Origin of the sequence: Micromonospora sp. MA102, assembly GCF_025460765.1 — a bacterium.
Taxonomy (GTDB): Bacteria; Actinomycetota; Actinomycetes; order Mycobacteriales; family Micromonosporaceae; genus Micromonospora; species Micromonospora halotolerans.
In genome coordinates, this window is sequence record NZ_JAMWEG010000003.1 from 267,710 (window position 1) to 291,866 (window position 24,157).

At 75.2% G+C, this 24,157-nt stretch carries 22 protein-coding genes and 1 riboswitch; of the genes, 11 read left to right on the plus strand and 11 right to left on the minus strand.

The window, feature by feature from the left end:
• Positions 1–13: 13 nt before the first annotated feature.
• The gene (locus NFX44_RS07810; RefSeq protein ID WP_262282829.1) at positions 14–2,497 is read right to left on the minus strand and encodes a S8 family serine peptidase; all 2,484 of its coding nucleotides are present in this window, start codon (positions 2,495–2,497) and stop codon (positions 14–16) included.
• 79 nt (positions 2,498–2,576) lie between these two features.
• Between NFX44_RS07810 and NFX44_RS07815 the strand changes: the two genes are divergently transcribed.
• Both NFX44_RS07815 and NFX44_RS07820 read left to right on the plus strand, forming a co-directional pair.
• Positions 2,577–4,388, plus strand: coding sequence for a glycerol-3-phosphate dehydrogenase/oxidase (locus NFX44_RS07815; RefSeq protein WP_262283165.1), 1,812 nt, complete (start codon positions 2,577–2,579; stop codon positions 4,386–4,388).
• Positions 4,389–4,450: 62 nt separating this feature from the next.
• On the plus strand, positions 4,451–4,960 hold the full coding sequence (locus NFX44_RS07820) for a hypothetical protein (protein WP_262282830.1): 510 nt from the start codon (positions 4,451–4,453) through the stop codon (positions 4,958–4,960).
• A gap of 3 nt (positions 4,961–4,963) precedes the next feature.
• Here the strand turns inward: NFX44_RS07820 and NFX44_RS07825 are convergent, their stop codons facing one another.
• Positions 4,964–6,364, minus strand: coding sequence for an FAD-binding oxidoreductase (locus NFX44_RS07825; RefSeq protein ID WP_262282831.1), 1,401 nt, complete (start codon positions 6,362–6,364; stop codon positions 4,964–4,966).
• Between the two features lie 57 nt (positions 6,365–6,421).
• Between NFX44_RS07825 and NFX44_RS07830 the strand changes: the two genes are divergently transcribed.
• Positions 6,422–6,790, plus strand: coding sequence for a DUF4031 domain-containing protein (locus NFX44_RS07830; protein ID WP_262282832.1), 369 nt, complete (start codon positions 6,422–6,424; stop codon positions 6,788–6,790).
• Here the strand turns inward: NFX44_RS07830 and NFX44_RS07835 are convergent.
• A complete protein-coding gene (locus tag NFX44_RS07835; RefSeq protein WP_262282833.1) occupies positions 6,762–7,397 on the minus strand; it encodes a metal-dependent phosphohydrolase in 636 nt (211 codons plus the stop codon). The two genes, NFX44_RS07830 and NFX44_RS07835, sit on opposite strands and share 29 nt — an antisense overlap.
• A 74-nt stretch (positions 7,398–7,471) precedes the next feature.
• Here NFX44_RS07835 and NFX44_RS07840 point away from each other — a divergent pair, with 74 nt between their 5' ends.
• Entirely contained in the window at positions 7,472–8,731 is a 1,260-nt protein-coding gene (locus NFX44_RS07840) for an aromatic acid exporter family protein (protein WP_262283166.1), read from the plus strand.
• Positions 8,732–8,933: 202 nt separating this feature from the next.
• On the opposite strand, the gene NFX44_RS07845 is transcribed toward NFX44_RS07840, so the two are convergent.
• On the minus strand, positions 8,934–10,196 hold the full coding sequence (locus NFX44_RS07845; protein WP_262282834.1) for an aminotransferase class V-fold PLP-dependent enzyme: 1,263 nt from the start codon (positions 10,194–10,196) through the stop codon (positions 8,934–8,936).
• 52 nt (positions 10,197–10,248) lie between these two features.
• A riboswitch (SAM riboswitch) is annotated at positions 10,249–10,369 on the minus strand.
• Positions 10,370–10,392: 23 nt separating this feature from the next.
• Here NFX44_RS07845 and NFX44_RS07850 point away from each other — a divergent pair.
• The gene (locus NFX44_RS07850; RefSeq protein ID WP_262282835.1) at positions 10,393–11,874 is read left to right on the plus strand and encodes a PrsW family intramembrane metalloprotease; all 1,482 of its coding nucleotides are present in this window, start codon (positions 10,393–10,395) and stop codon (positions 11,872–11,874) included.
• A 22-nt stretch (positions 11,875–11,896) separates the two neighbouring features.
• Here the strand turns inward: NFX44_RS07850 and NFX44_RS07855 are convergent, their stop codons facing one another.
• A complete protein-coding gene (locus NFX44_RS07855; RefSeq protein ID WP_262282836.1) occupies positions 11,897–12,064 on the minus strand; it encodes a hypothetical protein in 168 nt (55 codons plus the stop codon).
• A gap of 70 nt (positions 12,065–12,134) precedes the next feature.
• Complete coding sequence (locus NFX44_RS07860; RefSeq protein ID WP_262282837.1) at positions 12,135–12,482, minus strand: co-chaperone GroES; 348 nt, start codon at positions 12,480–12,482, stop codon at positions 12,135–12,137.
• A 171-nt stretch (positions 12,483–12,653) separates the two neighbouring features.
• Here NFX44_RS07860 and NFX44_RS07865 point away from each other — a divergent pair, with 171 nt between their 5' ends.
• Positions 12,654–13,934 carry an AI-2E family transporter gene (locus tag NFX44_RS07865; RefSeq protein WP_315974583.1) on the plus strand — a complete coding sequence of 427 codons (1,281 nt, stop codon included), beginning with the start codon at positions 12,654–12,656 and terminating at the stop codon, positions 13,932–13,934.
• 52 nt (positions 13,935–13,986) lie between these two features.
• On the opposite strand, the gene NFX44_RS07870 is transcribed toward NFX44_RS07865, so the two are convergent.
• Positions 13,987–16,125, minus strand: a complete 2,139-nt coding sequence (locus NFX44_RS07870) for an ATP-dependent DNA helicase (RefSeq protein ID WP_262282839.1) — start codon at positions 16,123–16,125, stop codon at positions 13,987–13,989.
• Positions 16,126–16,249: 124 nt separating this feature from the next.
• On the opposite strand from NFX44_RS07870, the gene NFX44_RS07875 reads away from it, so the two are divergent.
• Positions 16,250–16,756 (plus strand): DUF402 domain-containing protein, encoded by a 507-nt coding sequence (locus NFX44_RS07875; protein ID WP_262282840.1) that lies wholly within the window; start codon positions 16,250–16,252, stop codon positions 16,754–16,756.
• 7 nt (positions 16,757–16,763) lie between these two features.
• Here the strand turns inward: NFX44_RS07875 and sigJ are convergent, their stop codons facing one another.
• Entirely contained in the window at positions 16,764–17,720 is a 957-nt protein-coding gene (sigJ, locus tag NFX44_RS07880; protein WP_262282841.1) for an RNA polymerase sigma factor SigJ, read from the minus strand.
• Positions 17,721–17,833: 113 nt separating this feature from the next.
• Here sigJ and NFX44_RS07885 point away from each other — a divergent pair, with 113 nt between their 5' ends.
• From NFX44_RS07885 to NFX44_RS07895, 3 genes are all read left to right on the plus strand, one after another.
• Positions 17,834–18,823 carry a PPK2 family polyphosphate kinase gene (locus tag NFX44_RS07885; RefSeq protein WP_262282842.1) on the plus strand — a complete coding sequence of 330 codons (990 nt, stop codon included), beginning with the start codon at positions 17,834–17,836 and terminating at the stop codon, positions 18,821–18,823.
• A gap of 120 nt (positions 18,824–18,943) precedes the next feature.
• A complete protein-coding gene (locus NFX44_RS07890) occupies positions 18,944–19,570 on the plus strand; it encodes a DUF47 domain-containing protein (protein ID WP_148431186.1) in 627 nt (208 codons plus the stop codon).
• 4 nt (positions 19,571–19,574) lie between these two features.
• Complete coding sequence (locus NFX44_RS07895; protein WP_262282843.1) at positions 19,575–20,579, plus strand: inorganic phosphate transporter; 1,005 nt, start codon at positions 19,575–19,577, stop codon at positions 20,577–20,579.
• Positions 20,580–20,622: 43 nt separating this feature from the next.
• Here the strand turns inward: NFX44_RS07895 and NFX44_RS07900 are convergent, their stop codons facing one another.
• Both NFX44_RS07900 and NFX44_RS07905 read right to left on the minus strand, forming a co-directional pair.
• The gene (locus tag NFX44_RS07900) at positions 20,623–21,591 is read right to left on the minus strand and encodes a Gfo/Idh/MocA family protein (RefSeq protein WP_262282844.1); all 969 of its coding nucleotides are present in this window, start codon (positions 21,589–21,591) and stop codon (positions 20,623–20,625) included.
• A 60-nt stretch (positions 21,592–21,651) separates the two neighbouring features.
• A complete protein-coding gene (locus NFX44_RS07905; protein WP_262282845.1) occupies positions 21,652–22,236 on the minus strand; it encodes a DinB family protein in 585 nt (194 codons plus the stop codon).
• A gap of 114 nt (positions 22,237–22,350) precedes the next feature.
• On the opposite strand from NFX44_RS07905, the gene NFX44_RS07910 reads away from it, so the two are divergent.
• Positions 22,351–23,178, plus strand: a complete 828-nt coding sequence (locus NFX44_RS07910) for an NUDIX domain-containing protein (RefSeq protein WP_262282846.1) — start codon at positions 22,351–22,353, stop codon at positions 23,176–23,178.
• 3 nt (positions 23,179–23,181) lie between these two features.
• Here the strand turns inward: NFX44_RS07910 and NFX44_RS07915 are convergent, their stop codons facing one another.
• On the minus strand, positions 23,182–24,138 hold the full coding sequence (locus NFX44_RS07915; protein WP_262282847.1) for a YafY family protein: 957 nt from the start codon (positions 24,136–24,138) through the stop codon (positions 23,182–23,184).
• Between the last annotated feature and the right edge of the window lie 19 nt (positions 24,139–24,157).

Sequence of the window (24,157 nt, forward strand, 5' to 3'; positions counted from 1 at the left end):
ATGGACAGGGTTGTTAACCGAGGTCGGTGGCCCGCGCGGCGCGGACCGCCGCGTACGCGTCGACCAGGCCCGCGCCGACCAGGTTCCGGGTGCCGCCGCAGGGCGCGTCGGCGGGCGCCCCGGCCGGCGTGGCCGTCTCGGTCAGGATGCGCCGGGTGCGGTCCAGGTCGCCGACCAGCGCCGGGTTGGCCGACCACATGAGCGCCACCACGCCGGCCACCTGCGGGGTCGCCATCGAGGTGCCGTCCAGGGTGGCGTAACCGCCCCCGGGGAACGCCGACGGCACCCCTGCGCCCGGCGCCACCAGGTCCGGCTTGGCGGCGCCCCCGACCGCCGGCCCCCGGCTGGAGAACTCGGTGAGCCGGCGGGCCCGGTCGACCGCACCGACCGTGAGCACGTCCGCGTACGGCGCCGGCGGGTCGGCTATCGAGCCGCAGTACGGGCCGCTGTTGCCGGCGGCGGCCACCACCAGGATGCCGGCCGCGGCCAGCGCGGCGGTCGCCGGGCGCAGCGCCCCCGGGTCGCAGCCCTCTACCGGCGGGCAGCCCCACGAGTTGGTCAGCACGTCCGGGGCCCGGTGCGGCCGCCCGTCGGTGAGCGGGTTCCCGCCCGGCGGGAACGGCGCCAGCATGAACTGGAGGCAGTCCAGGTAGCGCGCCGGGCTGCCCAGGTTGCGGTCGAGGTTGACGCAGCCGACCCAGCTCGCGCCGGGGGCCACCCCGATCCCGTTCCGGCCCACCGCGCTGCCCACCGTGTGCGTGCCGTGGCCGCCCCGGTCGGCCGGCGCCGGGCGGTGCTCCCAGGGGTCGTACCAGGAGTCGTCGCCGCCCCGGAAACCGGCGGCCAGCGCCGGGTGCCGGCCGTCCACACCGGAGTCCGAGCTGCCCACCACCACGCCGGCGCCGGTCACGCCCAGCTCCGACCAGACCCGGTCCGCGCCGATCAGCGAGACGTTCCAGGTGGGGCCGGTCGGCGCCGGCACGTCGCCCCGGGTCGGGGGCGCCGCCGCGGGCAACGGGCGCAGCCGCTGGCTGACCAGCACCCGGGCCACCTCCGGTCGACCGGCGAGCCAGGCCCGGACGTCCGGCCCGCCGTCCGTCTCGATGGCGTTGACCAGGTAGTACGGCGTCGGGTGCAGGTGCAGCCGGTCCAGCTCGCGGCGCAGGTCGCCCTGGCTGCGTCCGGCCGTGGCCACCAACCGCCGGTAGACCTCGGCCGCCCGGGCGTCCCGGCCGGCCCGACCGGGCGCCCCGGCGGGGATGCCGGTCAGGTCGGCCTGCTCGCGGAGCACCACGAGCAGGCGTTCGCCGTGCAGGCCGGGCTGGCCGGGGACGGCGTACACCACGACGAGGGCGGCGAGCAGGGCTCCGGCGGTCAGCCCGGCCACGCCGCGCCGGGGCGCGCGGGCGCGGGGCCGGGCGAGCAGCACGCCGTACCCGACGGCGAGCAGGACCGCGACGGCGAACGCGACGCCGGTCGCGACCGCGACCCAGAAGGGGACGTCGCGGGTGGTCGCCAGCAGGACGGTGATCTCCTCCGGGTCGGTGAACGCCAGCGGGCCGAGCAGCGCGAGGCCGACCAGCCAGCGCACCGGCCGGGGCCCGGCCGGCCGGCCCGCGTGCCGGGCCGCCGCCTCCAGCGCGCCCAGCACGAAGCCGAGCGGGGGCAGCAGGAGCAGCCCCGGCAGGTGCGCGCCGGACTGGCCGGCCCCCGCGGCCAGCAGCGCCAGGGTCACCCCGGCGACCAGCCCGCCGACGAGCACCAGCCGGGCCGGCCGGGGTGGCGTGCCGACCGTGAACGCGGCCCAGAACGCGGGGCCGAGGAGCACACCGGCGAGCGCGCCGAGCGCGGCGGCGGCCAGCCCGGCGAGCAGGGTCTCCAGCGCGCCACCCAGCGCGCCCACCCAGGCCCACGGCAGAAGCGACGCCAGCCCGGCGGCCACCGCCAGCAGCGTCACCGGTCCGAACCGTCCCGCCCGGCCGCCCGTCCCCGCCGCGCCGTCCTCGGGCCCGGCCGGCGCGCCGAGCGAGGCCGGCGGAGCGGGCACCGGCGGGGCGGACGGACGGCGGCGGGCGAGCCGGGCGAGGGCCAGGGCGAGCAGCGCCGCGGCCGCGGCCAGCGCGGCCAGGTACGCCTCGTGGTGCACCGGCGGCAGCGCGCGGAGCAGCGTCAGCGCGCCGAGCACGAGCGTGCCGGCCAGCCAGGCCCGGCCGGTAGCCCGAACCGCGGGTGAGCGGGGGAGCAGCGCGAGCGCCAGCGTGGGCGCGCCCACCAGCAGCACGGTGACCAGCGCGACCACCGGCCAGACGGCCACCGCGCGGTCCACGCCGGAGACCAGCACCAGCTGGTCGACCACCCAGCCGGCGAGCTGGCCGGGCAGCGTGACCAGCACGGCCCAGACGCCGGTCGCCGCCGCGGCGACCACCGGCCACGGCCCGGTCTCCGGGCGCGGGGGTGGAAACGGAGGGACGGGAGCGGTGGGTGGGCCGGCCTGCATGGCCCTCACCGTACGGCCCGACGGGTGCCTGCCGCCGGAGTGCGGCGCCGGTTACCGTGGACAGGTGCGCGACCCTAATGTGTCCCGATCCGCGGCCGGTCAGCTCTCCGTCGAGCGCCGCGCCGATGACCTGCGCCGACTCCGCGGAGAGCGGTTCGACGTGCTGGTCATCGGTGGTGGCGTGACCGGTGCGGGCGCCGCGCTCGACGCCGCGTCGCGCGGCCTGAAGGTGGCCCTGGTGGAGGCGCGCGACCATGCCGCCGGCACCTCCAGCCGGTCCAGCAAGCTGATCCACGGCGGCCTGCGCTACCTGGAGCAGCTGGAGTTCCACCTGGTGCACGAGGCGCTGACCGAGCGCGGGCTGCTCGCCACCCGGCTGGCCCCGCACCTGGTGCGCCCGGTGCCGATCCTGGTCCCGCTCCCCGCCGAGGGCGGGGTGCGCGACCTGCCCCGCCGGTTCTTCCGCCGCTCCTACTACGGGGCCGGCGTGGCCGCCTACGACATCTTCGCCGGGCTGTTCGGCGGCGGGCGGGGCATGCCGCTGCACCGGCACCTGACCCGGGAGGGCGCCCACCGCATCTTCCCGAGCCTGCGGCCCGACAGGTTGGCCGGCGCGATCCGCTACTACGACGGCCAGGTCGACGACGCCCGCCTGGTGGTGACCCTGGCCCGCACCGCGGCGAGCCTCGGCGCGACCGTGGTGACCAGCGCCCGGGCGGTCGGCCTCATCCGGCAGGCCCGGGAGGTCACCGGGGTCCGGGTCCGCGACCTGGAGGCGCCCGCCAGCTCGCCGGACGCCGAGTTCGAGGTGCACGCCCGCACGGTGATCGCCGCGACCGGCGTGTGGAGCGACGACATGTCGCGGATGCTCAACGACGTGGGGCTGCGCCCCGGCTTCCGCGTCCGGGCCTCCAAGGGCGTGCACCTGGTGGTGCCCCGCTCGGCGATCACCGGCGAGGCCGGCCTGATCCTGCGCACCGCCACCAGCGTGCTTTTCGTCATCCCGTGGGGCGGCCACTGGATCATCGGCACCACCGACACCGACTGGCGGCTGGACCGGTCCCACCCGGCGGCCACCGCCAAGGACATCGACTACCTGCTGGAGCAGGTCAACGCGGTGCTGGACCGCCCGCTCACCACCGCCGACATCGAGGGCGTCTACGCCGGGCTGCGCCCGCTACTGGCCGGCGAGGCCGACTCCACCTCCAAGCTCTCCCGGGAGCACGCGGTCATCGAGCCGATGCTCGGGCTGCTGCTGGTGGCCGGCGGCAAGTACACGACGTACCGGGTGATGGCCTCCGACGTGGTCGACCGGGCGGTGCACCGGCTGGGCTGGACCCGGCCGTCGCGCACGGCCGACCTGCCGCTGCTGGGGGCCGACGGGTACGCGGCCATGTGGCGGGACCGGGCCGACCTGGCCCGCCGGCACGGGGTGCCGGTCGGGGTGGTCGAGCACCTGCTGGAGCGCTACGGCACCCTCACCCTCGACCTGCTCGCCCTGGTCGACGCCGATCCGCTGCTCGGCTCCCCGCTGGCCGGCGCACCGGAATACCTGGCTGCCGAGGTGACGTACGCGGCCCGCGCCGAGGGTGCGCTGCACCTGGAGGACGTGCTGACCCGGCGTACCCGGATCTCCATCGAGACCAGCCACCGCGGCCTGGAGTCGGCGGAGCACGCCGCGGAGCTGATGGGCGCGGTGCTCGGCTGGGACGAGGAGACCCGCGCCCGTGAGGTGGCCCACTACCGGGCCCGGGTGGAGGCCGAGCGGCAGTCGCAGCTGATGGCGGACGACGTGGCGGCCGACGCGGCCCGGCTGGGCGCGCCGGACGTGCGCGGCTTCGCGGCGGACCGGGGCGGCGACGGCGACAGCGTCGAACTGCCGTCGCGGTGACCCGCCGGTAACGTCGGTCCGGAGGGTTCCGGCCTTACCTACGGAAGTGTAGGTTTCCCCGCGTGGTTCGCCCATCCTGGTCGCGCGTCCGCGCTTTGTCCGTCGGCGTCCTCCTGGCGGTCGTCCTGTCCGGCTGCTCGCTGTTCGGTCGTGCCGAGGGTGCCACCACACCGGGCGAGGCGGGCCACCCTTCGCCGACGCCGGACGGTCGGCGGGTCTCCCTGGTGCAGCAGGTCGGGCCGGGCGGGCCGCCGCGCACCCTGGACGTGGAGCCGTCCGGGCGGTGGCAGTGCCGCGACTGCGCGGGCGACGGGGTCGACTCGACCGGGGCGCTCACTCCCGAGCAGACGCAGCGGTTGCAGCGGATGCTCGCCGACCCGGCCCTGGCGCAGGAGACCGACGAGGCACGGCACTACAAGCAGGGCTGCATCGACGCGCTGACCTCGACGCTGCTGATCCCGCCGGGGCTCACCATCACCATCCAGGACTGCCCGGGCGAGCCGAAGCCCCCGGTGGCCTACCAGGTCCTGCTGCTGATCACCCAGGCCACCCCGGCCGAGGACAAGGGCTGAGCCTCAGCACACCTTGCCGGGGTTGAACAGCCCCGCCGGGTCCAGCGCGGCCCTGATCGCCTGGTGCACCCGCACGCCCACCGGGCCGATCTCCCGGGCCAGCCAGTCCCGCTTGAGCAGGCCGACGCCGTGCTCGCCAGTGCAGGTGCCGCCCAGCTCCAGCCCGAGCCGCATGATCTCGTCGAAGGCCCGCCGCCCGCGCGCCAGGCTCGCCGGGTCGGCCCGGTCGACCACGATGTTGGGGTGCATGTTGCCGTCGCCGGCGTGCCCCACCACGCCGATCGGCACGGCGCACTCCTCGGCGATCCGGGCCACCCCGTCCAGTAGGGCCGCCAGCGCGCCCCGCGGCACCGCCACGTCGTCGATGACCAGGCCGCCGTTGCCGCCGGGGAAGGCGTCCGCGGCGAATTTCTCCATGGCCGGGTGGGCCAGCCGCCGGGCCTGGAGCAGGGCGGCCGCCTCGGCCGCGTCGGTGGCGGCGTAGACCTCGTCGGCCCCGGCCGCCGTGCACACCTCGGCGAGCCGGGCCAGGTCGTCGGCCGCCCGGGAGCCGGTGTCCACGGCCGCCAGCAGCAGCGCCTGCGCATCGGTCCGCAGGCCCATCGGCCGGTACGCCTCGATGGCCCGCAGGTGGGTGCGGTCCAGCAGCTCCAGCAGGCTCGGGGTGAGCCCGCGGGCGGCGATCCCCGCCACGGCCGTGCCGGCCGCCGCCGTGGTGGGGAAGACCGCCACCAGAGTCAGCGACTCCTCGGGCGCCGGCCGTAGCGCCACGGTCACCTCGGTGATCACGCCGAGGGTGCCCTCCGAGCCGACGAACAGCCGGGTCAGGTCGTAGCCGGCGACGCCCTTGGCGGTGCGCCGGCCGGTGCGCAGCACCTCGCCGGAGGCGAGCACCACCTCCAGGCCGAGCACGTACTCGGTGGTCACGCCGTACTTCACGCAGCACATGCCCCCGGCGTTGGTGGCCACGTTGCCGCCGATGGTGGACGACTCCCAGGAGCCGGGGTCGGGCGGATACCAGAGGCCGTGCTGGCGGACCGCCCCGGCCAGCGTCGCGTTGACCACGCCGGGCTGCACCACGGCGATCCGGCTGACCGGGTCGACCTCCCGGATCCGGTCCATGGCCACGGTGCTCAGCACCACCGCGCCGTCCACCGCGTTCGCCGCGCCGGCCAGCCCGGTCCGCGCCCCCTGCGGCACCACGGGTACGCCGCGCCGGGCCGCCGCACGGACCACCGCCACGACTTCCGCCGTGTCGCGCGGGCGGACCACCACCAGCGGGGTGCCCGCCTCGCACAGGTCGGCCTCGTCCCGCGCGTGGGTCGCCAGCAGGTCGGGGTCGGTCAGCACGGCGGCGTCACCGAGAGCGGTTCGCAGGTCGTCGAGGAGCGGATGGGCGGCCATGCCGGGAAGGCTAGGTCGTGCCGGCGGGGATGACCAACCGGCGTACCGTTGGTCGTCATGCTCTACCTGGACCCGCCCGCGGTGCCCTGGCGGGGGCGGCTCTGGTCGCACCTGGTCAGCGATGTCTCGTACGCCGAGCTGCACGCCTTCGCCGAGGCGCTGGGCCTGCCCCGGCGCGGCTTCGACCGGGACCACTACGACCTCCCGGCCGAACGCGTCCCGATGGCCGTCTGGCTGGGCGCCCGGCTCGTCCCGTCCCGCGAGATCGTCCGCCTCCTCCGCGCCGCCGACCTGCGCCGCCCCAAGCCCCGTGCGGTCCCCGCGCCCGGCGCTCCGGTGGCCCCACGGGGCCCCGGGGCCAGCGCGGGCTCGCCGGGGGCGCCGCGGAGCCCCGGGATCAGCGCAGGGTCGCCAGTTCCCTCGTGAGGTTGGCGCGGGCGCGGGGCTCCCAGCGGGTGTGCGGCTCGGGAAGCCGGTAGAGCGCCGGGAGGGCCAGCAGACCGGTCAGCACGGCGGCCCGGCCGGCGCGGAAGTCCGGGTCGGGGACGTGGGCGTACTCCCGGCGGACCGCGGCGGCGTAGCGGTCGTAGTCGGCGGGCGGGGCGGCCAGGACCGCCAGGTCGGCGTCGCAGAGCAGGGTCCCGTCCGGGTCGTCCGGCCCGACCGCGTGGCCGGCGGTGAGCAGCACCAGCCGGCGTACCCCGGTCACCGCGTCCGTGGGCAGCCCGGCGGCGGTGAGGAGCTCCCCGGCCAGCTCGGCGCTGGCCCGCTCGTTGGCGTCGCCGCCGGCCCGCGGGTCGTAGACCGCGTCGTGGCACCACGCCGCGAGCCGGACCAGGTCCGGGCGACGGGCCGACCCGGCGTACGCGTCGACCACGTCGAGCACGGCCCGCAGGTGGGTCACCGTGTGGTAGTGCCGGTGGGGTTCCCGCCAGCCCGCCAGCAGCCGAGCCACGGCCCGCTCGACACCGGCCGGATCGGTCGCCCCCGCCGCCCGGGTCGCGTCCCGCCACCGGTCGATCAGCTCGTCCACGCCGTGCAGTCTGCCCCACCCCGGCCGGCGCCGAGGATTCAGCGCAGACGGGACGGGTAGTACCGGCCATGGCCGTGGCCCGGGACCGTCGACCGCAGTTCCTCCGGCGTACCCCGTTGCGTGAGGGCCTGGTCGACGTCGACGGCGCGCGGATCTCCGAGGCCGTGGAGCAGCTCCGGCACCGGGGCAGGGCCACACTGCACGACCGGCTGCACCGGGTGCGCACGGCGGCCGGCCTGGCGGTCCAGGCGGGCCTCGCGGCCGGGCTGGCCTACCTGATCTCCCACCGGCTGCTGAACAATCCGCAGCCGGTGTTCGCACCGATCTCGGCGGTGGGCACCCTGGCCGCCTCGGTCGGCCAGCGGTTCCGCCGCACCATCGAGCTGATCGTCGGGGTGGCGGTCGGGGTCGGCGTCGGCGACCTGCTGATCTACTTCCTGGGTACCGGCGCCTGGCAGCTCGGCCTGGTGGTCACCGCGGCGATCCTGCTGACCGTGTTCGCCGGGGCGAGTGTGGCCATCGTGATCCAGGCGGCGGCCACCGCCGTGCTGATCGTGACGCTCAGCCCGTCCACCCAGAACCTGGAGATCCCCCGCTTCGTCGACGCGTTCCTCGGCGGCGGCATCGCGCTGCTGGTCACCGCGATCCTGCTGCCGCTCAACCCGCTACGGGTGATCAACCGGGCGGCCCGCCCGGCGCTGGACCTGCTCGCCGGGCAGCTCGACATCTGCGCGGACGCGCTGCGCAGCCGGGACCGGGGCACGGCCCAGCAGGCGCTGTTCCGGCTTCGGGAGAACAAGGAGGAACTGGCCGCGCTCTCCGAGGCGATCGAGGGCGCCAAGGAGACCATCACCATCTCACCGGCCCGCTGGCACCGGCGGGACGAACTGACCCACTACGCCGAGGCGGCGGAACCGATCGACCGGGCCATGCGGAACAGCGGCACCCTCATCCGCCGCTCGGTCACCATGATCGAGGACGAGGAGCCGATCCCGGAGCCGATGCCCGACTCGATCGCCCACCTGGCCGAGTCGGTCCGCCTGCTGCGGCACGAGTTCGCCGTCGGCGAGGAGCCGGAGAAGGCCCGGGAGCGGTCGCTGCGCGCGGTCAGCGAGGCCGGCCGGGCGTACGCCGAGGGGGTGGGATTCTCCGGCAGCGTGGTGGTCGCCCAGGTGCGGACCACGGCGAGCGACCTCCTGGTGGCCTCCGGCATCGACCAGGAGGACGCCAACCGCCTGGTCCGCCAGTCGTTCGGCGACCGGGAGCAGCGCTCCGGCGAAACCACCGAGCAGGAACCCGCCCCCAAACCCCCCACCGCACCCCCGGTCGGCTGACCCGACCCCACCCGGCCGCCCGCCCCACTTCCCCCGCCTCGCCCCGTTGATCATGAAGTTAGCGGCACTGGAAAGCGCCTTCCCTGGCGCTAACTTCATGATCACCGGGGAGAGCGCGGGGAGAGCGCGGGTCGGGCGGGCAGCGGGGAGGGCGGGCGCCTCCGGGAGAGGGGGCCGGGGGCGGGTGGTCGGGGGCGGGTGGTCAGGACAGGGTGGCCAGGGCTGCCAGGAGGGCGTCCACGTCGGATCTTGTGGTGCCGAGGCCGAGGCTGGCGCGGAGGGCGGTTGAGGGTAGGTCCCGGCGGCCGCTGCGGGTCGCCGCCTCGGTGAGCAGGCGGCGGGCGAGCGGGTGGGCGCAGAACAGGCCGTCCCGGACGCCGATGCGGTGCGCGGTGGCCAGGTGGGCGGCCACCTCGGCGGAGTCCCGGCCGGCGACCACGAAGCTGACGATGCCCACCCGCGGCGTGTCCGGGCCGAAGGTGCGCAGCTCCACCACGTGCGGCAGGGCCGCGATGCCCGTCCGGAGCCGGGCCACCAGCGCCTGCTCACGGGCGTGCAGCGCGTCCCGGTCGGCGCCGGCCAGCGCTTCGCAGACGGCCGCCAGGGCCACCGCGCCGAGCAGGTTCGGGGTGCCCGCCTCGTGCCGGGCCGGGCCGGTGGCCCACCGCACCTCGTGGGTGGCCGCCCCGACGTGGCTGGTAGCCCCGCCGCCGGCCAGGTACGGCGGGGCCGCGTCCAGCCAGTCCGCCCGGCCGACCAGCACGCCGGCGCCGAATGGGGCGTACAGCTTGTGGCCGGAGAGCGCCAGGTAGTCGACGTCCAGCACGGCGAGGTCCACGGGGGCGTGCGGCGCGAGCTGCGCGGCGTCCACGAGGATCCGGGCGCCGTGCCGGTGGGCCACCCGGGCCAGGTCGGCGATCGGCCAGCGCTCCCCGGTCACGTTGCTGGCGCCGGTGACCGCGACCAGCACGGGCAGGCCGGGCCGGGCGTCGCGGGACAGTTCGCTCAGGGCGGCGTCGAGGGAGCGGACCGCGCCGCCCGGGCCGTCCGGCACCGGGAGCCGGACCGAGCCGCGCGGCCAGGGCAGCAGGTTCGCGTGGTGTTCGCCGGCGAAGGTGACCACCGTGGTGCCGGCGGGCAGCGCCCGGGCCAGGAGGTTCAGCGCGTCGGTGGTGTTCCGGGTGAAGATCACGTGGTCGTCGGGGCGGGCGCCGAGGAAGTCGCCGACCGTCTGCCGGGCCCGCTCGTAGGCCAGCGTGCAGCGCCGCGACAGCGCGCCGGCGCCGCGGTGCACGCTCGCGTACCAGGGCAGCAGCTCGGCCACCGCGTCGGACGCGGCGCGCGCGCACGGCGCGCTGGCCGCGTAGTCCAGGTTGATCTCCCCCGGTACGCCGAGCACGCCGAGCGGGTCCGGCCGGCTCGGGGTGACGAGCGTGGGCAGCGAGGGTACGAGGGTGACGGTCATGCCGGAGCCTCCCGGGTCCAGGGGGACCCCGGGTGGGTGGGCACCGGGACGGGGTCCGCGCTTGCCCAGCACGCGGATCGGGCTGGGCCCGGTCATCACCCGGGGCACCCCACCGCGAACTCGACGAGGGTTGCCGGCCAGCAAGCCGGGGCTTGACGCTGGCACTCGTGACCTGTCCGGGAGCATAGCGGTCGCGATGCGACCGGACCAGTGGGTCGCGGGTGACTACGCTGACCGCATGGCCGTCACCCCGCCCGGCGGAGCCCTGCCGCCGCCGCCGACCGCGCCCGCCGTTCCGCCCGGCACGCCGGCTCCCCGGATGCCGCTGCGCCGGCTCGGCTGGCGGCGGTTCCTGGCGCTGGCCGGGGTGGTGCTGCTGATCGCGGCCGGCGCGGTCTTCATGGTCTTCACGCTGGGCGAGAGCCTCGGCGCGCAGGCGCTGCTGGTCGGCGTCATCGCGGCGATCCTGCCGGTGCCGGTGCTGGTCTCCTGCTTCCTCTGGCTCGACCGGTACGAGCCGGAGCCGCTGAAATATCTGATCTTCTGCTTCGCCTGGGGCGCGTTCGTCTCCACCGCCATCTCGCTGCTGGTCAACGAGACCGGTGCCCGGCTGTTCGACCGCTGGGGGCTGCCCTCGGCGCTGACCGCCGTGCTGGTCGCCCCGTTCATCGAGGAGCTGACGAAGGCGGCCGGCCCGCTGCTGCTGCTGATCTTCCGGCGCCGGGAGTTCTCCGGGATCACCGACGGCCTGGTCTACTGCGGGCTCTCCGCGGTCGGCTTCGCCATGGTGGAGAACATCCTCTACCTGGGCGGCTACGGCTACCGCACGGGCGTCGAGGAGTACGGCCCGGCGACCGGCGCGCGCCAGGTGATCGCCATCTTCATCGTGCGGATCCTGCTCTTCGGCTTCGCCCACCCGCTGTTCACCTCGATGACCGGTGTGGGGCTGGGCGTCGCCGCGCGGACCGCCGACCGGCGGGTGCGCTTCCTCGCCCCGATCGCCGGCCTGCTGCTGGCCATGATGCTGCACGGCACCTGGAACCTGCTGCCCTCGCTGGCCGCCGCCACCGGGCAGCCGCTGATCGCCCTCTACGGCTACATCGGCGTGATGGTGCCGATCTTCTTCGGCATGGTCGGGCTGGCCGTGTGGCTGCGTGCCTGGGAGGGGCGGCTCACCGAGCGGACCCTGCCGGACTACGTCCGGGCCGGCTGGCTCAGCCCACCGGAGGTGGCCGCGCTCGGGAGCCTGGGGCGGCGGCACGCGGCCCGGACCTGGGCCCGGCGGGTGGCCGGCGACGGTGGGGTGAGGGCGATGCGCGGCTACCAGTTCGCCGCCACCCGGCTGGCCCTGCTGCGCGACGGGATGCGCCGGGGCCTGGACCGCAAGCCCGCCGAGCGGGACCGGACGGCACGGGAGGAGCGGGAGCTGCTGGACGCGATCGGGGCGTACCGGGCGTTCTTCGTGGGCCGGGACCCGCAGGCGCCGGTCGGGGTCTGGGACGGGCAGCGCTACCACCTGCGTTTCCCGGACGGTTCGCGGCGTCCGGTCGAGGCCCCGGACGAGCCGGTGGTGCCGATCCCGGTGGTGCTGGCCCCGCCGCCGCCGGCCTTCCCGCCGGGTTACGGGCCGTCCGGCTGGCACGGTCACCGCTCGTCGGCCCCCTGGCCCCCGGCCTGACTCCCGGCCGGAGCGGGTCGGGTCAGGTCATCAGGCCGGTGAGGAAGTCGCCGAGGCCCTGCGCGATGGCCATCAGGGCCACCCCGATCCCCTTGAACAGCTGGGCCGCGCCGTCCGGCCGGAAGGCCATGAAGTAGATCAGGAACGCGAGGAATCCCCAGGCAAGAATCTTCTTCACGACTACCGGCATGGTCCCTCCCCAGGGCGCGGTCGTGCCTGGGGCTTCCCGCCGGGCGGCGGTGCAAACAGCGGGGCCGCGCCTACAGGTAGAGGCCGGTCGAGCCGGTCGGCTCCTTCTCCACCCGCTCGGCCGCCACGGCGTGCACGTCGCGCTCGCGGAGCAGGACGTACGCCCGGCCGTGCAGCTCGACCTCGGAGCGGTCGTCGGGGTCGAAGAGCACCCGGTCCCCGGAGACGATGGAGCGGACGTGCGGGCCGACGCCCACGGCGGTGGCCCAGGCCAGCCGCTTGCCGACGGCTGCGGTGGCCGGGATGACGATGCCGGCGGTGGAACGGCGTTCCCCCTCGCCGTTCTCGGTGCGCACCAGCACGCGGTCGTGCAGCAGGCGGATCGGCAGGCCGGCGTCGAGGCTCTGGTCGGCGGTCACGCGAAGACGCTACCGCGTGCCCGCCGGTCGATCCCGGTGTGGTTGGGCGGTGCGGCAGGGGGGCAATGTGTGGCGGTGTCGCCCTAGGGTGGGGCGGACGGACGTATCCTGTCCCCCCTGTGTCGTGGGCGGACCAGTTTGCGGGAGGTGCGCTTGAGCCGCTTCGAGCGGATGCGCGGACGGCTCCGCCGCGCGTACGAGTCCGGCCGCGAGTCGGCGCGGGCCCGGCGGGCGGATCCGGACCGGTCGGCGGACGAGTCGCGCCTCGCCTCGCCCTCCTCGCCGGGCCCGGCGGCGCCTCCGTCGGCGACCGTGGTGGGCGCGGAGCCCTCGGCCCCCGTGCACGGCTCGACGAGCAGCCAGGACGACGTGGAGGTGCCGCACGCGCTGCGGATCGCCGCGGCCTGGTGCTGGCGGCTCATCGTCGTCGGCATCGTCACCTGGTCGCTGCTCAAGATCGTCGGCACGATCCGCATCGTGATCATCCCGCTGGCGGTCGCGCTGCTGCTCTCCGCGCTGCTCGCCCCGGCGGTCGGCTGGCTGCTCCGGGCCCGCCTGCCCCGCTCGCTGGCCACCGGCGTGGTGCTGGTCGGCGGCCTGGCCGCGGTTATCGGCACGCTGACCCTGGTGGTGAACGAGTTCATCCAGGGCGTACCGGAGCTGAGCGAGAAGTCGTCCGAGGGCGTCCGGCAGATCCAGAACTGGCTCAAGACCGGCCCGTTGCACCTCTCCGACAGCCAGCTCAACCGCTACATCGACGAGGCGCAGAGCTGGATCAACGACAACACGGAGAGGTTCACCAGCGGGGCGCTCAACACCGCGGCGACCCTGGCCGAGGTGCTCACCGGCACGGTCCTGGTGCTCTTCGCGACCTTCTTCTTCCTCCGGGACGGCAGCAAGATCTGGCGGTTCCTGGTCCGGCTGCTGCCGGTGAACGCCCGTTGGAAGGTGGACGACGCGGGCCGGGCCTCCTGGTCGACGCTCGGCGCCTACGTGCGGGCCACCGTGCTGGTCGCCTTCATCGACGCCGTGGGCATCGGCATCTTCCTGGTCATCTTCGACATCCCGTTCGCGTTCCCGCTGGCCGCGCTGGTCTTCCTGGGCGCGTTCATCCCGATCGTCGGCGCCTTCCTGTCCGGCGTGGTGGCCGTGCTGGTGGCGCTGGTCGACAGCGGCCCGGTGACCGCGCTGATCATCCTGGGCGTGGTGATCGGTGTGCAGCAGGTCGAGGGGCACGTGCTCCAGCCGTTGATCATGGGCCGGGCGGTGGCCATCCACCCGCTCGCCGTGATCATCGGCATCGCCGCCGGGGTGGTGCTGGCCGGCATCGCGGGCGCGCTGGTCGCGGTGCCGCTGATCGCCGTGCTCAACACCGCGGTCCGCCGGCTGGCCGCGCGTACCGTGCCGGACACCCCGCCCGACGCCGTGGTGGTGGCCTCCCAGGCGCCCTGATCGGCCGAGCCCTGGACGCCCGCGTCGCCCCCGCCCGGGGGAGGCGCGGGCGTCAGCTCTTTCCGAGCCGTTCCAGCGCGCCCCGGGCCACGTCGGGGCGGGTGGTGTACCAGAACGGGGGCAGCGAGCGGCGCAGGAACGGGCCGTAGCCCCGGGCGGTCTCCAGCCGGGAGTCGAGCACCGCCACCACGCCGCGGTCGCCGGTGGCCCGGATCAGCCGCCCGACCCCCTGGGCCAGCCGGACGGCCGCGATCGGCACGCTCACCGCCGCGAAACCGGAGCCGCCGCCGGCGTCCACGGCCGCCGCCCGGGCCGCCGCGAGCGGCTCGTCGGGGCGGGGGAAGGGCAGCCGGTCGATCACCACGAGCTGGCAGGAGTCGCCCGGCACGTCCACCCCCTGCCACAGCGACATCACGCCGAACAGGCAGCTCTCCCGCTCCTCGCGGAACCGGCGGACCAGCAGCGGCAGCGACTCCTCGCCCTGGAGCAGCACCGGCAGGTCGGTGCGCGCCCGCAGCAGCTCCGCCGCCTGCTGGGCGGCCCGCCGGGAGGAGAAGAGCCCGAGGGTACGCCCACCGAGCGCGCCGACCAGCGCCAGCAGCTCCTCGCCGGCCGCCTCGGGCAGCCCGGAGACGCTGGGCCGGGGCAGGTGCGCGGCGACGTACAGGATGCCCTGCCGGGCGTAGTCGAAGGGCGAGCCGACGTCGAGCGACGTCCAGCCGGGGCCCTCGGTGGCCGGGACGGTGCCGATCGCCGCCCGGCTGCCGTCGGTGCTCGCCACCGGGGGTGTGGTGCCGGCGCGGCCGGCGGCGGCCGCCGTGGCCAGCGCGGCGGCGGCCGGGGACGGCGGGGCGGGCGGCGGCGCGTCCAGCCCCAGCGCCCGGGCCACCGTGTCGAACCGGCCGCCCAGCGCCAGCGTGGCCGAGGTGGCGACCACGGTGCGTTCGTCGTAGAGGTGGGTGGCGAGGGTGCCGGCGACCGAGAGCGGCGCGACCACCAGCGCCCGGCGGCTGCCGTTGTCCGGCTTCTCCACCCAGGCCACGTCGTGGTCGGCCTCCTCCAGCAGCCGCTGCGCGGTCTTCGACAGCTCGTCCAGCACGGCCTTGGCCTGCTGCTTGCGCACCGGGTCCGGGTCGTCGGCCTTGACGTCGCCGATCGCCTCCAGCGCGGCCCGGGTGGCGGCGTCGAGCAGGGTGCACGCCTCGCGCAGCGCGGGCGGCAGGCCGGCGGTGAGCCGCCCGGCCGGCGCCTCGGCCAGCCCCACGGCGAGCGCGTCGCCGGCCTCGGTGAGGCGTTCGGCCACCTCGGGGCGGAGCAGCGGCCGGGCCCGGCGGGCGGACCGGTCGATGAGCTGGGGTTCCAGCTCGGCCTGCGCCGCCGAGGAGACCCGGTCGGCCAGCTCGTGCGCCTCGTCGACCACGAGCAGCTTGTGCGGCGGCACGATGTGCCGGCCGGCGAGCATGTCGACGGCGAGCAGGCTGTGGTTGGTCACCACGATGTCGGCCTCGCGGGCGCGGGCCCGGGACGCCTCCGCGAAGCACTCCTGGCCGAACGGGCAGCGGGTGGCGCCCACGCACTCCCGGGCCGGCATCGAGATGCTCCGCCACACCTGGTCGTCCACGCCCGGGTCCAGCTCGTCCCGGTCGCCGGTGGCGGTCTTCTCGGCCCAGTCGCGCAGCCGCTGCATCTGCTTGCCGAGCCGGCCCGCCTCGCCGAGCCACTTCGTGCCGCCGGCGGGGCGCGGCGCGTCGAAGAGGGTGTCCTCGGGCTCCTCCTCGACCGAGCTGTCCAGCCGGGCCAGGCAGAGGTAGTGGTGCCGCCCCTTGAGCACGGCGAAGGTGGGACGCCGGCCGAGCACCGGCTCGACCGCGTCGGCCAGCCGGGGCAGGTCGTGGTCGACCAGTTGGGACTGCAGGGCCAGGGTGGCGGTGGAGACCACCACCGGGCCGTCCACCGTCAGCGCCGGGGCCAGGTAGGCCAGCGACTTGCCGGTGCCCGTGCCGGCCTGCACGAGCAGGTGTTCGCCGGAGGCGATGCTCCGCTCGATCGCCTCGGTCATCTGCTGCTGGCCGGGGCGGGCCGCGCCGCCGGGGACCGCGCCGACCGCGGCCGCCAGCAGCTCGCCGCCGCCGGGCCGGCCGCCCCGGCGCTTCTTCGGGACGGGGCCGGTGGCGGTGCGGGGCGCGGTCACCGTGCGACCGTACCCGCCTCCGCCGACAGGGGACCTGTCGCTCCGCCGCGTGGCGTGGCCGGCAGGTCGCGTCCGGTTACCCGCCGATCGCGTCGCGTGGCCGGAATCGGTTAGGGTGCCAGTCATGCCGAGCGACGTGGTCCGCGTGATCTACCGCAAGTACGACGGCAGCGCACACCGCGACTACCCGGCCCGCCGCCTCGCCGAGGACGACCTCGGCGTCTGGCTCGGCGTCCCGGCCGGCACCGAGTCGGTCTACCACGGCCGGCCCTCCGTGGAGCAGATCCCGTTCGTCCTGCTGGTGCCCCGGCAGGGCTGGTGGACCGGCATGTTCAACCCGCCCCCGCGCACCAGCGAGGTCTACTGCGACATCGCCACCCCGGCCCGCTGGGAGGGCGAGGAGACGGTCCACCTGGTCGATCTCGACCTGGATGTGGTGCGCCGGCGGGAGACCGGCCTGGTCGAGCTGCGCGACGAGGACGAGTTCGCCGAGCACCGGGCCCGCTGGGGTTACCCCGACGACGTGGTGGCCGAGGCGGAGGCCGCGGCCCGCTGGCTGCTCGGCGCGCTCGACGACGGCACCGAGCCGTTCGCCACCTCCTACCGGAAGTGGCTGGCCCTGGTGGTCTGAGCCGGCGTCAGTAGCGCGGCGGCCAGTCCTCGTCGGCGCCCACACCGTCCAGGTGGGCGACCTTTTCGGGGTTGAGCTGGTTGAATACGCCGGTGATCCGCCCCTCGTGCACGGCGAACGAGGTGATCATCCGCAGCGGCCGCCCGTCCCGGAACGCCGTCTCCGCCTGCCAGCCCAGCGTGCCGTCGACCAGGACGGGACGGGCGTGCAGCGGGCCGCCCCAGCGGGCGGCCTGACCGAAGAGGCCGAGGATGAACCGGCCCGCCAGCTCGGCGCCGACCACCGGCCGGCGGGCGGCCGGGAAGTGGCCGCCGCTGTCGCCGATCACCACCACGTCCGGGGCGAGCACCTCGACCAGCCGGTCCAGCTCGCCGGACTCGACCGCCGCCACGAACGCGGCGAGCACCTTGTGCTGCTCGGCCAGGTCGGCCGTGTGCCGGGGGACGTCCGGCGCGGTGACCGCGCGGCGGCCGCGCGAGGCGAGCTGCCGGGCCGCCGCCGGGGTGGTGCCGAGCACCTCGGCGACCGTGGCGAACGGCACGGCGAAGACGTCGTGCAGCACGAACGCCACCCGCTGCTCGGGGGTCAGCCGTTCCAGCACCACGAGCAGGGCGGTGCCGAGCTGGTCGGCCCGGACCGCCCGCTCGGCCGGGTCGGGGGCGAACCCGTCCGCGGCCGGCGCCGCGCTCACCACCGGCTCCGGCAGCCACTGACCGGGGTACGCCTCGCGGCGCACCCGGGCGGACCGGAGCACGTCGAGGCAGATCCGCGAGCAGGTGGTGGTGAGCCAGCCGCGCAGGTCACGGATCTGTTCCCGGGCGGCCGGGTCGCCGAGCGCGCCCGAGTAGCGCAGCCAGGTCTCCTGGACCGCGTCCTCGGCCTCGCTCCGGCTGCCCAGCATCCGCTGCGCGACCGCCAGCAGGTGCCCGCGTTCCGCCTCGAACTCCGCCGCCCGCTCGTGCACGTCGCACTCCTCCCGCCCGGGGCTCCATTCTCCCCGTACCTCCGGATGCCCCGCCGCCCCGCCGTGACATCGCTCGGGAGGCGGGGGCGGGCGGGGTGGGTGAGGATCGTGGGATGAGCGGTGTGGACGACGTGGTGCGACCCGAGGGCGGGTCGATGCGGGAGCTGCTCCGGGCCGGCCCGGGCGCGGTGGACCTGGCGGCGGTGGATCCCCGGTCGACACCGGGGCTGCCCGCGGCGGCGGGGCACGGCAAGCGGCGCAAGGAGTGGGCGCGCGGGCAGGTCGAGCTGCTCGGCGCGGAGCTCGGCCGGCAGCAGGAGATGCTGTACGCGGCCGCGAAGGGCGCCGCCGGCCCGGACAGCGCGACCAGCGCACCCACCCAGGCCGGCGCCCACCTGGCCGGCGACCGCCCGCGCCGGGTGCTGCTGGTGCTCCAGGCCATGGACTGCGGTGGCAAGGACGGCACGGTCAAACGGGTGGCCGGGGCCATGAACCCGCTCGGGCTGCACATCCGCTCCTTCGGCCCGCCGACTGAGGAGGAGCGGCGGCACGACTTCCTCTGGCGGGTCCGCCGGGCCCTCCCGCCGCCCGGCTACGTGGGCGTCTTCAACCGCTCGCACTACGAGGACGTGCTGATCGCCCGGGTCGAGCGCCTGGTCGACGAGGCCACCTGGCGGGGCCGCTACGACCTGATCAACGACTTCGAGCGGGAGCTGGCCGGCAGCGGGGTGACCGTGGTCAAGGTCATGCTGCACATCTCGCACGGCGAGCAGGGTGAGCGGTTGATGGAGCGCCTCACGGACCCGACGAAGTACTGGAAGTACAACCCCAGCGATCTGAACACCCGGGCCCGTTGGGACGATTACCAGGCCGCGTACGCCGAGGCGATCGAGCGCTGCGGCCCGGACGACGCGCCCTGGTTCGTGGTGCCGGCGGACCGGAAGTGGTACCGCGACTGGGCGGTGGCGCACCTGCTCAAGGAGACGTTCGACGGGTTGGATCTCGGGTATCCGCCTGCCGATTTCGACCTCGCGCGGGAGCGGGACCGGCTGCGGAGCGAGGGCGGGACGGGTGAAGGTGAACGGAAGGTGAACGAGCGGTGAATCGGGCCTGACCAGGGGTGGGCCGGGCGTTGCCCGGTTCCACGGGGTACCTAGCATGCGCAGAGCAGACGCCTTCCGGGGCGACGGCCACCCTTCCACCGACACGACGAGGTCCGTGCTGTGAAGTTTTCCTTCCGTCCCACCGAGGGCGCCTTCTACGAGCTCTTCACCAGGGCCGCGCAGAACCTGGTGAAGGGGACCGAGCTGCTCAACGAGCTGGGCCTGCCGGATGTTGAGGTCCAGTCGGTGAGCGAGCGGCTCACCGAGGTCGAGCACGACAGCGACCAGATCACCCACGAGCTCTACAAGAAGATCAACTCCACCTTCATCACCCCATTCGACCGGGAGGACATCTACCGTCTGGGCTCGCTGCTCGACGACGTGATGGACCACCTGGAGGCGGTCGGCAACCTGCTCTACCTCTACGGCCTGACCAAGCTGCCGTCGCTGCCCCGCGAGATGCACGAGCTGGTGAACGTCCTCGACCAGCAGGCCAAGCTGACCGCCGAGGCGATGCCCCGGCTCAAGTCGATGAAGGATCTTGAGGACTACTGGATCGAGTGCAACCGGCTCGAGAACGACGGTGACCAGGCGTACCGGATGCTGCTGGTCCGCCTCTTCAGCGGCGAGTACGACGCGCTCACGGTGCTGAAGATGAAGGAGGTGGCCGACGAGCTGGAGGCCGCCTGCGACGCCTTCGAGCACGTCGCCAACACCGTCGAGACCATCGCGGTCAAGGAGTCCTGATCCCGTGACCCCCGAACTCATCGCCGTGTTGGCGGTGATCGTGGTCGCCATGGCGTTCGACTACACGAACGGCTTCCATGACGCGGCGAACGCGATCGCCACCAGCGTGTCCACCCGGGCGCTGACCCCCCGGATCGCCCTCGCGCTGGCCGCCGTCGGCAACTTCGTCGGCGCGCACTTCGGGGCCGGGGTGGCCAAGACGGTCGGCGACGGCCTGGTCACCCTGCCGCCCGGGGTGGCCAGCCTGGGAGTGGTCTTCGCCGGCGTGCTCGGCGCGATCGCCTGGAACCTGATCACCTGGTACTTCGGCCTGCCGTCGTCCTCCTCGCACGCCCTCTTCGGTGGCCTGGTCGGCGCCACCCTGTTCGCCGCCGACGGCGTCGTGCAGTGGGGCAACATCGTCGAGAAGGTCCTCATCCCGATGGTGCTCTCCCCGGTGGTCGGCCTCGTGCTCGGCTTCCTGGTGATGCTGGCCATCCTGTGGCTGTTCCGGAAGGGGCAGCCCGGCAAGCTCAACCGGGGCTTCCGCTGGGCGCAGACCGCCTCGGCCGCCGCCATGTCGGTCGGCCACGGCATGCAGGACGCCGCGAAGACCATGGGCATCATCGTGCTGGCCCTCTACACGGGCGGCTACCAGGACAACAAGACGCACATCCCGCAGTGGGTGTTCTGGACCTCGGCCGCCATGCTGGCGGCCGGCACCTACGCGGGCGGCTGGCGGATCATCCGGACCCTGGGCCGGAAGATCATCGACCTGGGCCCGCCGGAGGGCTTCGCGGCCGAGACCGTGGCCAGCGCCGTGCTCTACTTCAACGCCCTGGTGCTGAAGGCCCCCATCTCCACCACCCACACGATCACCTCGGCGATCATGGGTGTGGGCGCGACCAAGCGGCTCTCCGCGGTCCGCTGGAACGTGGCCGGCAACATCGTGATCGCCTGGATCATCACGTTCCCGGCCTCCGCGGCCATCGCCTGCCTGGCGTACCTGCTGGTCCGCCCGCTGTTCTGAGCGCCTGACGCCTGAGGGGTCCCCCGCCGTCGCGGGGGACCCCTCACGCGTAGGAGACGCCGATCCGGTCCTTGATGTGGTCCAGCAGGCCCATCACCTCCAGGGTGGCGGCGTGCGGCACCAGCGGGCTCTCGATCAGCCCGGCCGCCAGGCAGCGCTGCACCTCGATCGCCTCGTGCTGGTAGCCGCCGCCCGTCAGGTCGGCGGGGATGGTCTCCGGCTCGGCGCCGAGCCGGTGCAGCACCGCGGCGCCGGGCCGGTAGAACGGCTCCGGCAGGTCGATCCGCCCGGTCGTGCCGGTGATCGCGGCGGTGATCGCCGTGGCCCCGACCATCCCGCAGCTCAGCGTGGCCACCGCCCCCGAGTCCCAGCCCAGGACGATGCCGGTGTTCTCGTCCACCTTCTCCGGGCTCAGCTTGGCCCAGGCCTGCACCTGCTGCGGCACGCCGAGCACCAGGTGGGCCAGGCTCAGCGGGTAGACGCCCAGGTCGAGCAGGGCGCCGCCACCCAGCGTGCGGGCCCGCATCCGGTGCTCCGGCGGGAACGGGCCGGCCGCGCCGAAGTCCGCCCGGATGTGGGTCACCTCGCCGATCGCGCCGTCCGCGATCAGCTCCAGCACCCGGAGGATCAGCGGGTTGGTCCGCATCCACATGGCCTCCATGAGGAAGAGGCCGCGGGCGCGGGCCGTCTCGACCAGCTCCGTGGTGGTGGCCAGGTCGAGCGTGCAGGGCTTCTCCACCAGCACGGCCTTGCCGCCGGCCAGGCAGGTGAGGGCCGCCTCGTGGTGTGCGGCGTGCGGCGTGGCGACGTAGACGACGTCAACGTCCGGGTCCGCGGCCAGTTCCGTCCAGGAGGCGTACGCCCGGGGGATGTCGTGCCGCCGGGCGAACAGCTCGGCGCTCTCCCGGGTCCGCGAGCCGACCGCCACCAGCTCGGCCCCGGGGGCCAGCCGCAGGTCCCCGGCGAAGCGGGCGGCGATGTTTCCGGTGGCCAGGATTCCCCAACGCGTCATGCCGGCACGCTATCCCGGACCGTCGCGCGGGCGGGACGAAGATCCACCCGTCGGGAAAGCTCAGTGCTGTGCGCCGGCGGCTGCTCGGGCGGCCGCCTCGATCGCCGCGCACCGCGCCGCCCAGGTCGCCCGGTCGGGTTCCAGGTGCGCGTACTCGGCTGCCGCACCCGTGGCGCCGTCGAGCTGCTCGCGCAGGATGTCGGCGTGGCCGGCGTGCCGGCTCGTCTCGCTGAGCACGTGGACCAGGATGTTGAACAGCTTCACGTTCGGGCGTGGCCACCAGGGCACATGGCCGGGCGCGTCGATGGCGAGAGCCTCGATCGTCGCGTCCGAGTGCTCCCACACCCGCCGGTAGCGCTGGATGATCTCCTCGCGCGTCTCGTGCTCGTTCGCCCACATGTCGGTGCCGTCGTCGTCGGCGTCCCACCGGGGCAGGGGCTCGGGGAACGGCCGGTCGAAGACCGCGCCGAAGTACCTGGCCTCCGTGATCGAGAGGTGCTTGACCAGGCCGAGAAGGTTGGTTCCGGTCGCGGTCAGGGGGCGGCGTACGTCGTACTCGGACACTCCGTCGAGCTTCCACAGCATCGTCCCGCGGATGTGGCGCAGGTCGCTGTGCAGATACTCCTTCGCGAACTCATCGATCATGGGTCACGACCCTGCCATGCGCGGTGGGCGACCGCAGTCCCGCGAACCGGTCCACCCGCGACGCCGGCCCGCCGCCGGAGGCATGATCCATTGGTCGGGAACTAGGCTCGGCTCATGACGATCGACGGCTTCGCCGCACCCCCCGCCCTGGTGGAGCACGCCCGCCGGTTCCGCGCCGAGGGTGGTGTGCCGGCCGTGCCACGGGTCGCCGCCACCGTGCTGCTGCTCCGCCCGGCCGGCGCCGACTTCGAGGTGTACCTGATCCGCCGGGTGGCCGCGATGACCTTCGGCGGGATGTACGCCTTCCCCGGCGGCGGCGTGGACCGCTCCGACTCGCAGGCGCACCTGGACTGGGCCGGCCCGGCGCCGGCCGGGTGGGGCGAGCGGCTCCACCTGGACCCGGCCGCCGCGCAGGCGGTCGTGTGCGCCGCCGCCCGGGAGGTCTTCGAGGAGGCGGGCGTGCTGCTGGCCGGCCCGGACGGGGGGACCGTGGTGGGGGACGTGAGCGGGGACGACTGGGAGGCGGCCCGGCAGGACCTGGTTGCCCGGCGTACCGGCTTCGCCGACCTGCTGGCCGGGAAGGGGCTCACCCTCCGGTCCGACCTGCTGCTGCCGTGGAGCCGGTGGATCACCCCGGAGTTCGAGCCGCGCCGCTTCGACACGTACTTCTTCGTCGCCCTGCTGCCGGACGGGCAGCGGACCCGGGACGTCTCCGGCGAGGCCGACCACACGTTGTGGCTGCGCCCGGCGGACGCCCTGGCGCGGGCGGAGGCCGGCGAGCTGACCATGCTGCCGCCCACGATGGTGACCCTCGGCGAGGTCGCCGCCGCCGGCGACCTGGCCGGCGTGGGCCGCGCGGCGGCCGGGCGCGACGCGGGCGCCCCGGTCACCCCGCATCTCGACCTCTCCGACGCCGAGGCGCCCCGCTTCCGCCTCTCCTGAGGGTCAGCCGGCGGCGCGGAGGTAGCGCTCCGCGAGGGAGCGCAGGAGGTCGGCCAGCTCGGGCGGGTCCTCGACGGTGAAGTCGAGGTCGAGCAGGCCGAGCCAGACCGCGATCGTCTCCAGCCGGTCGGCGCCCGTGTGCAGGAGGCAGGCCGCCTCGCCGGCCGGCTCGACGGTGCCGACGGCCGGGTTGATCCGGTCGGCCACCACCTCGGCGGGGGCGTGCACCCGGACACGTGCCCGGTGCCGCCACGCGGCCGACGAGACCCCCTGCCGCACGCGGTCCACCACGTCACCGGGCAGCTCGCGCGCCGCGAACCGCGGGCCGGTCGGGGTACGCGGGGTGAGCCGGTCCACCCGGAAGGTGCGCCAGTCGTCCCGCGCCGGGTCGAAGGCCACCAGGTACCAGCGCCGCCCCCAGTTGACCAGCCGGTACGGCTCGACGTCCCGCCGGTCCGCGGTCCCGTCGTGCCGGACGTAGTCGAACCGCAGCCGCTCCCGGTCCCGGCAGGCCGCCCCGATCGCGCTGAGCGTCCCGGCGTCCACGGTTGGGCCGGGCTGGTCGTGCGGCACGCGGACGGTGTGCGTGTGCAGGGCGGTGACCCGGCGGCGCAGCCGGTGGGGGAGCACCTGCTCCAGCTTGGCCAGCGCCCGCAGCGAGGTCTCCTCGATGCCGGCGACGCTGCCGCCGGCGGCGGTCCGCAGCCCGACCGCCACCGCCACCGCCTCCTCGTCGTCCAGGAGCAGCGGGGGCAGGGCCGCGCCGGCGCCCAGCCGGTAGCCGCCCACCGCGCCCCGGGTGCCGTGCACCGGGTAGCCCAGCTCGCGCAGCCGCTCCACGTCGTTGCGCACGGTCCGGGTGCTCACCGCGAGGCGCTCGGCCAGTTCGGCGCCGGTCCAGTCGCGCGGGGTCTGCAGCAGCGACAGCAGGCGCAGCAGCCGCGCCGAGGTCTCCAACATTTCCCGGATTCTGCCAGCG

Excerpts from the sequence above, each read along its gene's own strand:
- NFX44_RS07910 (WP_262282846.1), top strand. The coding sequence starts at position 22,351 with ATGACGATCGACGGCTTCGCCGCACCCCCCGCCCTGGTGGAGCACGCC.
- NFX44_RS07915 (WP_262282847.1), bottom strand. The coding sequence starts at position 24,138 with ATGTTGGAGACCTCGGCGCGGCTGCTGCGCCTGCTGTCGCTGCTGCAG.
- NFX44_RS07855 (WP_262282836.1), bottom strand. The coding sequence starts at position 12,064 with ATGCCGGTAGTCGTGAAGAAGATTCTTGCCTGGGGATTCCTCGCGTTC.
- NFX44_RS07900 (WP_262282844.1), bottom strand. The coding sequence starts at position 21,591 with ATGACGCGTTGGGGAATCCTGGCCACCGGAAACATCGCCGCCCGCTTC.
- NFX44_RS07865 (WP_315974583.1), top strand. The coding sequence starts at position 12,654 with ATGCGCGGACGGCTCCGCCGCGCGTACGAGTCCGGCCGCGAGTCGGCG.
- NFX44_RS07905 (WP_262282845.1), bottom strand. The coding sequence starts at position 22,236 with ATGATCGATGAGTTCGCGAAGGAGTATCTGCACAGCGACCTGCGCCAC.
- NFX44_RS07830 (WP_262282832.1), top strand. The coding sequence starts at position 6,422 with ATGCTCTACCTGGACCCGCCCGCGGTGCCCTGGCGGGGGCGGCTCTGG.
- NFX44_RS07875 (WP_262282840.1), top strand. The coding sequence starts at position 16,250 with ATGCCGAGCGACGTGGTCCGCGTGATCTACCGCAAGTACGACGGCAGC.
- NFX44_RS07845 (WP_262282834.1), bottom strand. The coding sequence starts at position 10,196 with ATGACCGTCACCCTCGTACCCTCGCTGCCCACGCTCGTCACCCCGAGC.
- NFX44_RS07825 (WP_262282831.1), bottom strand. The coding sequence starts at position 6,364 with ATGGCCGCCCATCCGCTCCTCGACGACCTGCGAACCGCTCTCGGTGAC.
- NFX44_RS07810 (WP_262282829.1), bottom strand. The coding sequence starts at position 2,497 with ATGCAGGCCGGCCCACCCACCGCTCCCGTCCCTCCGTTTCCACCCCCG.
- NFX44_RS07885 (WP_262282842.1), top strand. The coding sequence starts at position 17,834 with ATGAGCGGTGTGGACGACGTGGTGCGACCCGAGGGCGGGTCGATGCGG.
- NFX44_RS07850 (WP_262282835.1), top strand. The coding sequence starts at position 10,393 with ATGCGACCGGACCAGTGGGTCGCGGGTGACTACGCTGACCGCATGGCC.